The following is a 13,815-nucleotide window of genomic DNA, read 5'->3' on the forward strand; positions in this document are numbered from 1 at the left end:
GGTCCCTGTCTCGTCAACAGTGCATCCCTCGAATGTGCACGATCCGCTCATAGCTTGGCCGGGCCATGCGATATCAATTTGGCGAACCCGGCCTCCAGCAACGCCCGCTCGCCCCACTCCGAAACTGGCCGTTTCACGGTCGCACCCGCGCCGTTCGCCTCACCTGTAGCCAACGCATGAAGGAAAGGGAAAACGGCAGGATAGCTGGCGACACTGCCCTCAATGAAAGCCGCGCCGAGTAGCTCTCGATCATCACCAATGGCCGCGAGTAATTCCGGCAGATCAATTTCTGTATTTTGGTCCAGCGTCCGTAAGACGATCTCACGATGCACCTCGCAGGGAAGGCGGCGAAGCATCCTTGCGCCTTCGATGCCGGCGGCAACAATCCGTGTCGGTTCGGCGATCGCGGATAGCTGTCTATTTAGTAACCGACTGCGACCAAGTTGAGCCCACCACAGGAAATCCAGTTCTTCACGATCCAGGGCCGCATTGCGACGGAGCGCCTCAATCGTCTTGGCCAATGCATCAGCAATATTGTGGGTCGGTAAACCATCTTCACCAATTGCAATATTTACGATGGAGGGATCGGGGACGTCCGCTCGCTCTCTCGCTGCCTCAGCCGACGTCGTGCTCCACTTAATAGCCGCGTCCAGAACCTCGCGACGGAGCTTTTCGCGTCGGTCGGCTTCCAGTACCGGTTGATACGCAAGGACGGACCACAGCGCTGCAGCATAGAAATCGACGCTCGAGTATCCCCTAGTACCTGGGGTGGCACCAAGTATGGAAATCATCGCCATGCCAGCACATACGCTCACATCGAGTGGGCGCTCCTCATACAGGTACGAGGCGGACTTCTTTTGGATTGCTTTTTGGACTTCCTCGCCCAGTGCGGCCGATGGCTTGCCGTCGCCGTTCAGAGCTACGGCAGCATCCGCCGCCTTGGACAGTATTTTGGAAACGGATGACTCTTTTCCCCAAGCTGTTGCAAGGTTAGTTGCTGCAGTGCGGCGAGAATTCACATCGTCATCACTCACGCTGACGCTGGCAATCCGCATGTGAACCGCAATATTCTCCATCACTGTACTCCGTCCTTTCTCTCGTCAATAACCTGATTGATCATCTTCTCGACTTCACCCAGCTTTCCATCCCGCACAACCCGGTCCAACAGTCTTCTTTCCAGACCCTGCGACATTGGCTCATCGAACTTTTCCGGAATAGCTTCCAGCGCTACGAGGATGCGTAGACGCTCCCCTTCGAGTAGGTCTCGGAAGAACCTGAGCCGGGCGATCTCGTAACCTTCTACCGACGGTGGCATGAGCATTGGCTCCCCATCCGAAGATTCCATTGGGACCATCTCGATAGTCGGCTCCACGGAGAGTGCGTTTCCTTCCGCGGGCGGGACATCTCCAGGTTGAGCCGTTGTAGGCGCGCCCTGGCGATCCACCTCGCGAAAGGATGGGCAGCCCAACCGATAGTTGGGACTCCCACCACCCAGACGCTGGTTATCAGCCTCGAAGCAAGTTCGCTGCGCGCTCCATGCCCTGGGATGAATCGTCACCGACAAACCATCTATTTCCTCGTCCCAGTCGAATTCAATTATGTTGTAAGTGAAGGTGTAGACGGAGTCAGACTTAAAGGGAACGGTAGCGCCGGCGGCGAGCATCATTAGGTCGCAACCTTGTTCAACATTGTCGACAGATACCCTCGGGTTGTGCTCATGGCCCGAAATAAAAACCCGTGCCCGGCTTCGGATGTAATCCCGAACCTGATCTTGATCCTTGTACCAGCTCAGAGGGTGGTGAACGAGGACAACATTCTCCACTCCATCTGCGCGGGGGATGGTGAACTGCCGAGCACCAATCATCAGCTCTGGATGCTCATCGCGCTCTTTACCATGACAGAGGAGAGAGGAATTGAACCGGATGAAGCGGATTGCTCGTCCAGGTGCAAGCGTCACTACCATCTCGGAGGCATAGGCAGCCTCGTCATTGAGGGGGCAATCATAGCCGAAACTGAAGCTGCCATAGTCCTTGAAACGGGCGAAGAGTGCAGCCCGGGTCAATGGGTCACTCAAGTACGCCTCGTACTCCGAAGGCCCGCCAGTTCGAATGTGATCGAGAATGCTTCTCACAGCCGGCGATAGCATTGTCCGGTCGAGATCATGGTTGCCCGGCACCATCTGAACACAGCTAATTTTTACGCCTATGCTCGCTGCCAGTTCATCCAACCATTTGCCAGCCTCATCGTATTCGGCCTTTGTTCCCGATTGGGCAATGTCGCCGGTTACCAAGATGCCGTGGGCAGCCCCTCCCGCAATCTTCGAGACTACCTCCCTGGCATCCGCGATCAATTGCTGCTTCACGTCAGCATGAATGTGTACTCGATCATCCCTTTCTTGACCGAAATGGATATCGGACACATGAACAAAGACTGCTGACATTTGCGCTCCTTACTCTGCCGCCTGTAAATACAACGGCAATTTCTAACATTTTCAGCGGCTTCTTGCGACGAATTACAGGCTAGGCCCCTGCATTTTCCTCAAAGCTGCTGATAGTGATTCTCGCGGATGGGCAAACATTGGCAAGGAGAGCCAGTCATAACTGGAAGTTTCGGATGCAGGGTGATGACGTGACAGTCGACTTGCATTAGCACGGGTTAAGTATGAGCGAGAGCTTGGGGCGCATCACTCATTCCGATAGCTCACTCCTGAGTAAATTAAGGCGTTGCTCCGCTCGTCCGTAATGGGTGATTGCGGCCCTTTGTGACAGTCCGGTTTTGGCCGATCTCTGCCAGTCGCCAACGGCAGCTATGGGTCGATTGTGTTGAAAAAGTCGACCCCGCCTGGCCGCCCATGCATTGAGCGGTGAAAAAGCTTTTTTTGCGCGCTGCTACATGAAATCTGAGCTCAGAACCCTCTGCGCAAAGCAAGGATTTCAATCTAAAGCGCATACTTTTCTGCCGTGGAAACCGAAGCCGACTTTTTCAACAGAATCGGTCGTTCTCAGCCGGTCGTCACTACGGCGTGTGCTGGTCAAGTCGAATGCAAACGGTTGGTCAGCACGGATACAATTGACTGGTCAGTGGCAATGCAAATGGGTGGTCAAGTCCATGCAATTACGCATCAGGCACAACCCACCGAGGATAGGCGCCAACCTGCATAACCGACTCAAAGAGAATCGGCCGTCAGATAACCAATCCGTGGTGCAATCGTCCGACGGTAAATGGGATCTGAATTGCCCCTTGCGCGATACTCAAGGTTTGAGATTGTTTCTGCTCAGCAACGCGGACTAGATCGAAGTGCTTGGGCCGCCCGTTATCCGCGCACATGTACGAGATGCGCTCCGTCGTGCAGTGAGTTTTTACGCTGATGATTGATCCTGTGTACTGAGCGGGAGATGCAACTGCTCAGTCATACAGCAAGTGTTCAACGCCTCAGATTCTCCACCCAGATCTTCTGCGCCTCAGGCTGGGAATCTCCAGCCTACCACCCAGCATCCCGAAGTGAGTCTCGATGATCGCCTCCTGAGCCGACATAAGACGCTCGTCCGGAATAATCATCACCGGCACTCCGGTGTTTCACTGGTAATCGAGCGATCGACTCGGGGCAACACGCCTTCGACCAGATGCTTGAGGATTAGTCATGCATGAGCCAGGGTCGCAGCTCCTTTAGGTTGGTTACCACGATTTGCTGTGCCTCGGGGTTGGTGGCCTGGTTTCTCGGGTCGATCTGATAGCGTTGCAATACATACTTCACCAGCGCCCTGCGACTGGGCACCACTAGCTGACCATCAATCATGCCGAAGTCGGTCTCGATGATTGACTTCTGAGCCGCGTTCAATCGCCCATCGGCTGCAAAGATGACCGGTATCTCGGTGTTCCAGTCTTCATCCAGCTCACGAGTGTTTGGCGATTCGTCGAGCAAATCCGGCTGGCCTCGTAGGCGGCTGAGTACAAAGTCGCGGTACTGGCCGTTCCTCTCGCAGTAAGCCCGCACATGCCAGCGCATACCAGTGTAGACCAGCGTGTGAGGGGCGATGAGGCGAATTTCCACGTTAGGGGTGTTGAGCGACACGTACTCGGTTTCCAGGCGCAGGCCATCGCGACAGGCCTTGAGCAAAGGGCGCAGGACCTCCGGCCGAATCGGCCGATCCGGTACTTCCAACACCTTGGTGTGGGCATAGGCTAGTGCCAGGCCTTCGATGTGCGGAGCCCGCTCGTTGTTCTGATAAAGCAGGTGCAGATAAGCGCTGGCGCTGTCATCGATGAATAGCGGTTTAAACGCCTTGCTCGGCACATAGCCTTTTATTTGTTTGTCATATGTAAGGTTTTTAGGCGCATGTTCATTGATGTAGGTGTTGATGTCTTTCGACGCCTGCTGCCGGCTGATACCGAAGCTCTGGATCAGGTGGCCCGTGGTCAGCCGACCTTCCCACCAGACGACCGTTTCGATCAAACGATAGCGAAGTGCCAGGTCCCAGCGGACTTGTTCGATGGATTGCTTACGTTTCATGTCCCCTCCATGTGCGCGAATTCTTTACCTGTATAAGTCTACATTGTAGACCTGTCGTCAGATGCTACATATCTTGTTCCTGTCTTCGAGACTTCTCGAACTCATCAAGGAAACAAAATGGACGCGTTGGACGTGGTTTCTACAGGTGCTTTGATGTTACTGGGAGTGATCCTGCTAGTGCTGGTAATGCAGATCCTGAGGTTACGCGAGATCTGTCAGATGATGCTCGGCTGCCAAAAGATTGAACGCTGGGCGAGCATCTGGGAAATGGAGAATAAAGAGCTGCGTTCGGCTTTGCGAGCGGAGAAAGCACATGTCGAACAGCTCAAGGGGAAGGTGGTGATTTTGCAGGCACTGGTACCGGCAGCGTGAAGAGTAATGACGTGAACCGACTCGACAGAATCAAAGGTTGTTTGCTCGGTGGCGCCGTTGGCGATGCATTAGGCGCTCCGGTGGAGTTCCTTGAATGGCCTGCCATCGAAGCGAAATTCGGCCCAGGCGGTATCGTCGATTTTGCTCCGGCTTATGGCCATATCGGCGCAATTACTGATGACACCCAAATGATGCTGTTCACCGCCGAAGGCCTGCTGCGTGCTTTTGTGCGAGGTAGTCTGGGGCATACCTGCCACGTGCCCAGCGTCATTCATCATGCACTGCTGCGCTGGCTGATGACCCAGGACTGCCAGTCTGCAATGCAAGTGAGCAGAGACGGCTGGCTGATCGCCGAACTCCCCCTCTGGTCCCGTCGTGCCCCTGGCACTACCTGTCTGAGCGCCCTCAAGGCCAGCCCCCGACTTGGCATGCTGGCAGACAATGACAGCAAAGGTTGCGGCGCAGTCATGCGCGTCGCGCCCTGCGCCTTCTTCGCCAACGCCTTTGAATATGCCTCCGAATCCGGCCGCCTGACTCACGGGCATCCTACGGGGTACATGGCGGCAGGACTGTTCGCTGACATTCTCCAGCACATGGTTGATCGTCAAGGCAGCCTGGAACATGCGGTGACGGAAAGCCTGGCCAAGCATGGTCAGAAAGCGGGAATGGAAGAAACCCGCAGCATGCTCGAACGTGTGTTGTTCTTTTTCTACGAAGGCTATCGGCCTACACCGCAACGCATAGCACATTTCGGAGCGGGATGGGTGGCGGAAGAAGCACTGGCCATCGGGTTGTGGTGTGCCCTCAGCGCTGGCTCCTTCGAACAAGGTGTGATCAACGCTGTGAACCACAGCGGGGACAGTGACAGTACCGGGCTGATCGCCGGGCATCTACTGGGTATTCAATATGGCCCCGCCGCGATCCCTGCACGCTGGTATGAAAAGCTGGAATTGCGCGACGTCATCGAACAAGTCGCTAAGGATATCGAAAGAGTGCCTCGGGATTTTTGTGGGTATGGCGGGGAGTTTGATCAGCAGATCGAGTACGCCTATCCCGGTCACTGAGAGGACTGATGGTAATGAATTGTGAGCACGTACTCGGAGATTAGCGATGCCAATGCCGCCTAGGCCTTTTGCGTTTGTGTGTGTGTCGCGGGCCATCAAGGCATAGCGCACCAGTTTTTGATCTGGGATGTCGACAATTGCATAGGCGCCGCTCGGACTTGGCACAAAATGAGTGCTTGGCTGAAGTGAATGTTGCCTAAGTAGGCGCTGATTTATTCGGTTTTTTACCCCTGAAATGCTCTGGAGGCCTTGATTTGTCAGGGGGCAACAACAGGTTTTTTGAATAAATCAGCGCCTCCCTAAACGGAAGTCGCGAAGAGCTTCGCCTCACCGGTTGGAAGCTAGAGTTGACCCGGTAGCTTACTCGTAGGTTTACGGCTATTAGACAGAGGCACTCTGATTGAGTGTTCTCGGCACGACTAAAGAAAAAAGCTAGGCCGACTGCGGGCGCCCTTAGGCGTCGGGAGGTCATAGTTTCGATTGCAGCAGAAGCTGAGTACAACCGCTGGATCACGACAAAAAATAAGTGAGGGGAGTTACCCTGCCGATGACCGCCCTAGCATCAGCAAAGGGCAGTCTATCGGGTGGTGTGAGCCTAGGAGCTACAGGTAACCTCGTTCGGCCAACGACACGCAACCTTCATGGCCCACAACCACATGATCCAATATTTGGGTGCCGACCATGTTCAGAGCGTTCTTGAGGGTGGTGGTCAGCGTGCGATCGGCTTGGCTGGGCTCCGGGTCGCCGGAGGGATGATTGTGAACCATAATTACGGCGGCGGCGTTGTGCTCTAGGGCGATCTTGACCACTTCCCGTGGGTACACGCTGGCACCATCCAGCGTGCCCCGGAATAGCTCCCTGAAGCCTATTACCCGGTGCTTGGTGTCGAGCAGTAGCAAAGCAAAGACTTCGTACTCGTGGTACTGCAGCAGTGTTTGCAGGTGACTAAAAACCTGCTTGGGCTCAGTCAGTGCCCGGCCTTTAGACAGACGACTCATCGCCAGTTGTTGAGCCATCTGCAGGATGTCAGCCTCGGTGACCGGGGATTCCATGACATAGGTACCGGTCGTTTCACCGGCTCTGAGCTTGTGATATTTCATGTGGGTATTCCTGTACGAATGCGTGAGAACGGAGGGATTTGAGAAACCCGGTTACTGGACGGTGGGCTTGCCGTTGTGCCGCGTGGCTTGCGACACCAGCTTTTGGGCGAGTGAGGGTTTGGCAGGCGCTGCCAGTTGGGCTTAGTGTTCTATACGGCTGGGCTGATCTTCAATGACGGGGAAGAGCTCCTCGACGATGGCGCCGGTGTCCTCCTCGCTGTCTTCAAAGGCCCCATTGTTAAAGCCCTGCCGGGCCGCGTGATCCAAGGCGCTCTGGTCAAAGCCCGCGGCTTGCCGGGTTTCCTCCAGTTGCTTGGCTTCCAGTAAGGCATCTTCTAGGCTCAGCCCGCTGCGTACCGTGATGTCCACGTAGAAGATCGGAGTGCCATGACTTTGGCGGGTGGATTTACCGCGCAGACGCAAGTCCAGCGGCAGACAGGCCAGGCGATCGCCGGAGATGGCTTGCAGGTAATGCAGGCGTGCAGCCAGAGTGCGAATGCTGTTAAAGCCGGTGGTGCGAAAGACAAAGCTGCCCAGCGGATCGTCATCGCCAATTACGACGTTCAGCCGGCCATAAGGCTTGCAGGCATTGCCTTGAGCCAGTGAACAGCCATCCGGTGAAGGGCAGGGCAACGACTGGATGCCGTCCTTGGTCAAACGCTTGCAGGTCTCGCCATTGCCGACGCACAGTGGTCGTCCTGTAGTGCGGTCGAACAGGCTGTAGTCAGCCCGAAAGTTGAGGTCGGGCTCGTTGAACAGCAGCCGGATCGGAATGCTGCGCAGCTTGCCTTCCTGGCCATTGCGCAGCTCCTCGTTGAGTGGATGCAGTAACCAGCCGTCGCGGCTCTGTACTTGGGAGGTGAGGGTGAATTGATCATCCTTTTCCGGCAGACGCTTGCCGTTCTTTTCGACGACCTTGCCGATGGAAATGCGACCGAGTACGGGCGGTGTTATCGCCAAGCCTTTGAGCATGATGTGACTCCTGCGTCTGAAAAAAAGCCACCGAGGCCGCGTGAACGGGCAGGGTGGCATTGAGGGGAGGGGATATCTGAATAACCGGCACGCGTTCACGTCAGCAGAAAACGCCGACTGCCGGTTTTGCTGGTCGAATAGCGCACATTCAGATAGGGCTTGTCTTTCAGCAAGCGCGGTATGTCCAGTGCCACGCTGTCCTTGGCTTTCTTCCAGGTAACTCCACCGGTTTCGAACAGCGCACGACTGGCATCGCCCATGGCTTGCTGCAAGGTCTGCTTGAGCTGGGCTTCCTGGGTTTCCTGCTGAGCAATCGAGTCGCGCACCTTTTGTAAGTCGGCAAAGGTGGCACTGAGTCGAACATCCTGACTGAAGTCCAAGGTGTGTCCGGCGTCCTGCGGGTACAGGCAGCGCAACGCCTGATCCGCTGAGGTAGAACCATCAGCCGGTGGCGGCGTGTCGCTGACGACGTAATCCCAGAACAACCGCTCCAGGTCGATCAGTCGGGCAATCATGGAATCATCCCGTTCAATCCGATGGATTTCCAGGTGTTGCCCGCCTAGGAGTGCCGCCACATCCGCCGCCTGCTTACCGGTGACTGCGAGTTGGTGCATGACCTGTAACTGCACATATTCCGGCACGCCCTCTTTCCAGAGGCGTGCACCGTTGATGCCGGCAGTTTTGCATTCAAGGATTTGTACATCGTCGGCGCCGATGACCTCGCGGTCGATGTTGGCCAGCATCCAGGGTAGTTTAGGATCAGGATGCTGCAGCACGGCATTGATGCGTCGTACCCGATGACCACTGCGCTTGGTGTAATGCGATGCGACAATCGGCTCCAAGATGTTGCCCCAGTAAGCAGGGCTTTCCTCATCATGCGGGTCTAGCTTTGGTAGTAATCCATCACGCCCGGTTTTTTCCATCCACAGCTCAAGCTGGGACTTGTAGGGGTTAAGGCCCACGGCAGCGGCGGCATCCGAGCTGCCTATACCTTGTTTGCGCACGGCCAACCAGTCCTCGCGCGGCAGTTGTTTTGTGCCCACCAGGCGCAATGCCGGACGGGGTTTGCTGCTGGGTTGTTGTAGAGTTTGCGTGCCCATGATGTTTTCCTGTGCTGCATAAAAACGCCCAGCCAGCAGAAGCTGACTAGGTGCTTTAATAGTTGAGTAGGTGAGTTGAGCTAGGCGGCGAGTTGTAGTGCTGCCTGCAGGGCGCGTTGTTTGATGACAGCACCTTGGCCAAACCAGGCAGAGTCCATGCGGTATTCAGTACTTCGGGCACGTCGTTCATGATCGACATATTCGGTCACGGCGTTGAGCAAGCCCCACGCAGTTCCTTGAGCTGATTCAAGCGTCGCTCCACGACCTTGGCCTTCATACAATCCTTGGACTTTGCGCAGCGCCCGCTCGTTGGGAAGTACTGCCGGTAGCGGACTGTTAGGACTGGCATCACACAGCACGTTCATGAAAAAGCCCATTGCTTCATGCCACTGCACCTTGCGTTCAGCCAGTGCGCGCATGCGGTATATGAAGGAATCCCATTGCGAGACAGCAATACCCAGCTGCTTTTTCACTGCCTGCGGATCGAAGCACGTATTGTGCGGCACCTTGATCGCGCGGGTAGTGCCATCCAGGGCGATGGTCAGAGTGTTATTGCAGACCACCCGCACAGTGGTTGGGGTCGCGGTGGTGGCCAAGGTACCGTCACAGGAGGTGGCCAGCAGCAGGTAGCCATTCACCTGGTCGTTGCCCTTCAACGCCATGCCTTGTCCAGTACGGGCCAGTGCCCAGAACTTGCGACCGCCTTTGAGCACTCCAGCGGTTTCCAACTCGTAGCCCGAAACCTCAGTCAGATCCCGGTAGAACTCCAGCACTTCACGCGGCTGCACAACTTGGTAGCGGTTGGAGACCACCGACAACGGGGCCTTAGTGTCGGAGCGATACAGCACCTTCTGTTCAGGGAAAGAGTGAATCGATCCAAGAGCACCGATGCTCTCGGATTTGAAATGCACCGGGCTGTCCTGGATCTTCCAGTCCATACCCGCTTCACGCTGCCAGACTTCCAGCGGTTGTTTCGGGGAGAGGCGACTGCCCAGGCCGTGCCAGGGAGTAGCGCCAACGTAAGCCATTTGTTCAATGAGATGAGCCATGAGAAAGATTCCTGCGGAATGAATGGAAAAGAGCGTGGCTTCAACAAAGAACGACTTAACGGTTGATGCTGAAGCTGTAACCGCATTCCAGGCACTGATAGTTATCCAGCACCTTCTTATCAATCTGTTCACCCAGCGTGGCCCCGGCGATCCCGCCGGCAGCACCACCAAACAGCCCTCCAAGTATGACGCCAGCGATACTGCCCACAGCGATCCCAATAGGCCCGCCGACTATGCCGAGTATTGCACCGGCTTCCGCACCCGACAGGGCTCCGGCGGCCCCACTGACTGCACCACCTGCAGCGCCAATCAAACCACCCGTTTGCTTACCAATATTTTTCGTGACGACTCGTCCAGAGTTGCAGCTTGGGCAAGGGGTATACATATGCAGATCCTCAAGTGATGAGCGTTTCGAGTAAAACGCAGGCATGCCAAAGCCCCTACCGCAGTTGATTCCGGTAGGGCATTCACAGAGGTGATATAGGTTTGAAAGAAACTGTAAGTTAAAAAATAGGCTGGTAGCCTGCGGATTCAGGCCACCAGTGCGAGCTATTTGAACATAGCGCCTTGGCCGGACCAGACGTAGTCCATTCAGTATTCCGGGCATGTCGCTTGGTCGATGGTAGTTATTAAATCCTGCGTGGCTGCCAGCCTGAGAAATGATCCTCAAAAAAAGACAAAGTCCAATTGCCGCTAGGTTCAATCGAAACGATGCTGATGCGGTATCTCATAACGTACATCGCTCCGAAATGGAGTTCCTCGGTGAGTTGCTAAACGCGTTCGGTCGGCTGGATTTTGTGCCGGTAGCGGATGGGCAGATTCACCGCTTCGACGTTCCGGGTGACCGACACGGCAGCAAAAACGGCGCCTATCAGCTTTTCCTTGACGGCATCGTCTCGGGTTGGTATGGCACCTGGAAAGATGGCGGCAACTGGCAGAGCTGGAGCAGCCGCGCGCCGGCCGGCCCACTAGAGGCCGAGCAGGTGCGCCAGCGCGTTGAGCGGGCCAGGCGCCACCAAGAGGCCGCCGAAACTGCCCTGCGGCTATGGCGTGATGCTTGGCCCGCCGACCCCAATCATCCTTACTTGGTCGCCAAAGGCTGCCTCCCCCACCGCTTGCACCAGCTTGATAACAAGTTGCTGGTGCCGCTGTACTACGCGAAGCAGTTGGTGAACCTGCAACGCATCTTCGCGGACGGCACCAAGTGGTTCCTTAGTGGTGGCAAGGTCAAGGGCTGCTATTCGCCCCCTCGGCCAGCCGCTGACCATCTGCGAAGGCTGGGCAACCGGAGCCACCCTCTACGAGGAAACCGGCACCGCCGTGGCCTGTGCCATGAATTGCCACAACCTGCTGCCATTGGGTAGGCATCTACACCAGCGCTATCCGGATGCCGTGCTGATTATTGCCGGCGACGACGACCGCCAGAAAGAAGGCAACCCTGGCAGAACGGCAGCCACCGCCGTGCTCGGCTGTGATCTGGTGTTCCCGCCCTTGCCGGATGATGTGCCGCTGGAACTGAGTGATTTCAACGACCTGCGAAACTGGAGGGCAAGGTAATGAAAGTCGTGAACATTACTGGTTCAGTAGGCAACAGACGGGCCCTGAAACTCAAAATGTAATGGCCATCTGCTATTGAATTGCCGTTAGGCAATCCCAATCAATACATGGTGCTCCTCAGTCAGACGGAAAATTCTGCACCATGCCTCCAGCGAACAATTCGCCTCAAGGTAGCGCGGCGTCCTTTACCATTAACTTCGCAGACACGGATCTGGTCGAGCAACTGGACGACGGGCAGTTAATCGTGCGTTGCCAGGTCAACCATGCCAACCAGCTACTGCCACTTGTTCGCTACTGGATTCCCCATGTACATATTCTTGAGCCCGTCTGGCTACAGCAGAAGCTGCGCGATGAGCTGACTGATTATTTGCCTTGAAAGCCCGACACAACAAACAGGATGAACGTTATGAACCAATACGTGAAAAAAACCACCGACGACGAGGATTTGCTGGCGCTGATTTCCGACGACGAGGATGTGCGTTTGGCAATGGTCAGGCGCGAAATCCTTGGCGCCCATGCGCAATTATTACTTGCCCGCGACGAATCCTGGAAGGTGCGTGAAGCTCTGGCCAGTCGGGAAAACTTGGGCGAAGCGGCACAACTGAACCTGAGCAGTGACGACGAATCCTGGAAGGTGCGTGAAGCCCTCGCCGGCAGGGATAACTTGGCCGAATCGGTACAACTGAAGCTGACCTTCGACGGGGAGGAGGATGTGCGCCTGATACTGGCTAAGAACGAAAACCTTGGTACCCCTGCGCAACTACTGCTTGCCAGCGACGAGTCCTGGAAGGTTCGTGAAGCTCTGGCCAATCGGGAAAACATGGCCGAAGCGGTACAACTGGAGCTGAGCTGCGATGACGACTACGATGTGTGCGTAGCCTTGGCCGGCCGGGATGACTTGGGCGAAGCGGCACAACTGAACCTGACCCACGATGACAACTCGAATGTGCGCGAAGCCCTGGCCGGCCGGGATAACTTGGTCGAAGCGGTACAACTGAACCTGGCCCGCGACGACGACTCCGATGTGCGTCTGGCACTGGCCAGGAACGAAAACCTCGGTGTCCTTGCGCAACTACAGCTTGTCAGCGACGAATCCTGGGGGGTGCGCGAAGCCCTGGCCGGCCGGGATAACTTGGCGGAAGCGGTACAACTGAAGCTGACTCGCGACGACGACTCGGATGTGCGCGAAGCCCTGGCCGGCAGGGATAACCTGGCCGAAGCGGTACAACTGAACCTGGCCTGCGACGACGACTCGGATGTGCGTCTGGCACTGGCTAGAAACAAAAGCCTTGGCGCCCCTGCGCGACGACTGCTTGCCCAGGACTCAGACGCGGATGTGCGCGAAGCCCTGGCCAAGAAAGTATGACTGGGCGTGCCCATGGTGATGCCTTAAACGCTACTCACTGAAACAGTACTTGCTCATACAGCGGTAGAAGCTTGGATGGAACACCAATTGGCTGGGCGGAAGCCAGTGTTGAGCGCAAACAGTTGCGCAATCTGCTGGAGAGAGTCGCCTTTCTGCCAGCGCTCCCACATCAGCGTTTTCTGGGTTTCGGTGTAATGAATCCGAGGTCATTGCTTCATCTGCAACACTTCTCCTCCTGCTGGCGCAGTATCTAGTGTGTTGCATCCACAGGTTGAATCCACAGTCCAGGCTGTGTGAAAACGTTTTAGAGCAAGTTTGACAGTCAGAGCCGAAACGAAAATAGCATTCCTACGTAAATTTCAGGTCTGTTGACTAAACAAGCGCCGACAGATTTTACGTAGCAACGCAGACTACAAAACGGCGCATGCGTTTTCACGCAGCCTGGACCCGAAGCGGTTTTTCAGCACGTCTAAGCGATCTGTGGCAGAGCTACCCCTCTGCCTGGCTCTGCAGTAGCCGACAAACCTCGACATTCACTTCCACGAACACCTCCCAGCTGTATCGCTGCGCGTAGTGCATCCGGTACTGCCGGTCCACCCGGCAGATATCCGGCCGCGTCTCGTAGATCAGACAGCGCTTGTCGGCATCACTGTAGTGCCGACAAGCGCCGGCCCCCCCATCAAGATACCCTGTTTGTTACGCCAGAAGAACCTTGCGGCAACAAA

The 13,815-nt window shown here is 56.0% G+C and carries 13 protein-coding genes and 2 pseudogenes; 6 read left to right on the top strand and 9 right to left on the bottom strand.

From position 1 onward, the window contains the following. Window positions 1–47: 47 nt before the first annotated feature. The 3 genes from QN399_RS20135 to QN399_RS20145 form a co-directional block, all read right to left on the bottom strand. Complete coding sequence (locus QN399_RS20135) at window positions 48–1,076, bottom strand: GTPase-associated system all-helical protein GASH (protein ID WP_330201504.1); 1,029 nt, start codon at window positions 1,074–1,076, stop codon at window positions 48–50. After that, entirely contained in the window at window positions 1,076–2,440 is a 1,365-nt protein-coding gene (locus QN399_RS20140) for a metallophosphoesterase (RefSeq protein WP_330201505.1), read from the bottom strand. Before QN399_RS20140 ends, QN399_RS20135 begins: the two co-directional genes overlap by 1 nt. Window positions 2,441–3,634: 1,194 nt before the next feature. Next, window positions 3,635–4,510 carry a WYL domain-containing protein gene (locus QN399_RS20145; protein ID WP_330201506.1) on the bottom strand — a complete coding sequence of 292 codons (876 nt, stop codon included), beginning with the start codon at window positions 4,508–4,510 and terminating at the stop codon, window positions 3,635–3,637. A gap of 117 nt (window positions 4,511–4,627) precedes the next feature. On the opposite strand from QN399_RS20145, the gene QN399_RS20150 reads away from it, so the two are divergent. After that, entirely contained in the window at window positions 4,628–4,882 is a 255-nt protein-coding gene (locus tag QN399_RS20150; protein ID WP_330201507.1) for a hypothetical protein, read from the top strand. An 11-nt stretch (window positions 4,883–4,893) separates the two neighbouring features. After that, window positions 4,894–5,946 carry an ADP-ribosylglycohydrolase family protein gene (locus QN399_RS20155; RefSeq protein ID WP_330201508.1) on the top strand — a complete coding sequence of 351 codons (1,053 nt, stop codon included), beginning with the start codon at window positions 4,894–4,896 and terminating at the stop codon, window positions 5,944–5,946. 602 nt (window positions 5,947–6,548) lie between these two features. Here QN399_RS20155 and radC read toward each other — a convergent pair. The 5 genes and pseudogenes from radC to QN399_RS20180 form a co-directional block, all read right to left on the bottom strand. After that, on the bottom strand, window positions 6,549–7,046 hold the full coding sequence (gene radC / locus QN399_RS20160; protein WP_330201509.1) for a DNA repair protein RadC: 498 nt from the start codon (window positions 7,044–7,046) through the stop codon (window positions 6,549–6,551). Between the two features lie 51 nt (window positions 7,047–7,097). Continuing rightward, window positions 7,098–8,018, bottom strand: a pseudogene (locus tag QN399_RS20165) (hydrolase or metal-binding protein). A gap of 95 nt (window positions 8,019–8,113) precedes the next feature. After that, on the bottom strand, window positions 8,114–9,118 hold the full coding sequence (locus QN399_RS20170; RefSeq protein WP_330201510.1) for a lambda-exonuclease family protein: 1,005 nt from the start codon (window positions 9,116–9,118) through the stop codon (window positions 8,114–8,116). Window positions 9,119–9,198: 80 nt separating this feature from the next. Continuing rightward, window positions 9,199–10,167, bottom strand: coding sequence for a DUF932 domain-containing protein (locus tag QN399_RS20175; RefSeq protein ID WP_330201511.1), 969 nt, complete (start codon window positions 10,165–10,167; stop codon window positions 9,199–9,201). A gap of 55 nt (window positions 10,168–10,222) precedes the next feature. Then, a complete protein-coding gene (locus tag QN399_RS20180) occupies window positions 10,223–10,552 on the bottom strand; it encodes a hypothetical protein (protein ID WP_330201512.1) in 330 nt (109 codons plus the stop codon). Window positions 10,553–10,916: 364 nt separating this feature from the next. Here QN399_RS20180 and QN399_RS20185 point away from each other — a divergent pair, with 364 nt between their 5' ends. The 4 genes from QN399_RS20185 (at window position 10,917) to QN399_RS20200 (ending at window position 13,090) form a co-directional block, all read left to right on the top strand. Further along, window positions 10,917–11,531 carry a hypothetical protein gene (locus QN399_RS20185; protein WP_330201513.1) on the top strand — a complete coding sequence of 205 codons (615 nt, stop codon included), beginning with the start codon at window positions 10,917–10,919 and terminating at the stop codon, window positions 11,529–11,531. Then, entirely contained in the window at window positions 11,488–11,724 is a 237-nt protein-coding gene (locus tag QN399_RS20190) for a hypothetical protein (protein WP_330201514.1), read from the top strand. The genes QN399_RS20185 and QN399_RS20190 overlap by 44 nt, the downstream gene beginning before the upstream one ends. A gap of 142 nt (window positions 11,725–11,866) precedes the next feature. Next, window positions 11,867–12,100, top strand: coding sequence for a WYL domain-containing protein (locus tag QN399_RS20195; protein ID WP_330201515.1), 234 nt, complete (start codon window positions 11,867–11,869; stop codon window positions 12,098–12,100). 30 nt (window positions 12,101–12,130) lie between these two features. Continuing rightward, window positions 12,131–13,090, top strand: a complete 960-nt coding sequence (locus tag QN399_RS20200; RefSeq protein ID WP_330201516.1) for a hypothetical protein — start codon at window positions 12,131–12,133, stop codon at window positions 13,088–13,090. A gap of 489 nt (window positions 13,091–13,579) precedes the next feature. Here QN399_RS20200 and QN399_RS20205 read toward each other — a convergent pair. Beyond that, window positions 13,580–13,750 (bottom strand): annotated as a pseudogene (locus tag QN399_RS20205) (YkgJ family cysteine cluster protein); the annotation flags it as partial. Between the last annotated feature and the right edge of the window lie 65 nt (window positions 13,751–13,815).

The organism is Pseudomonas sp. 10C3 (assembly GCF_036346185.1).
Taxonomy (GTDB): domain Bacteria; phylum Pseudomonadota; class Gammaproteobacteria; order Pseudomonadales; family Pseudomonadaceae; genus Aquipseudomonas.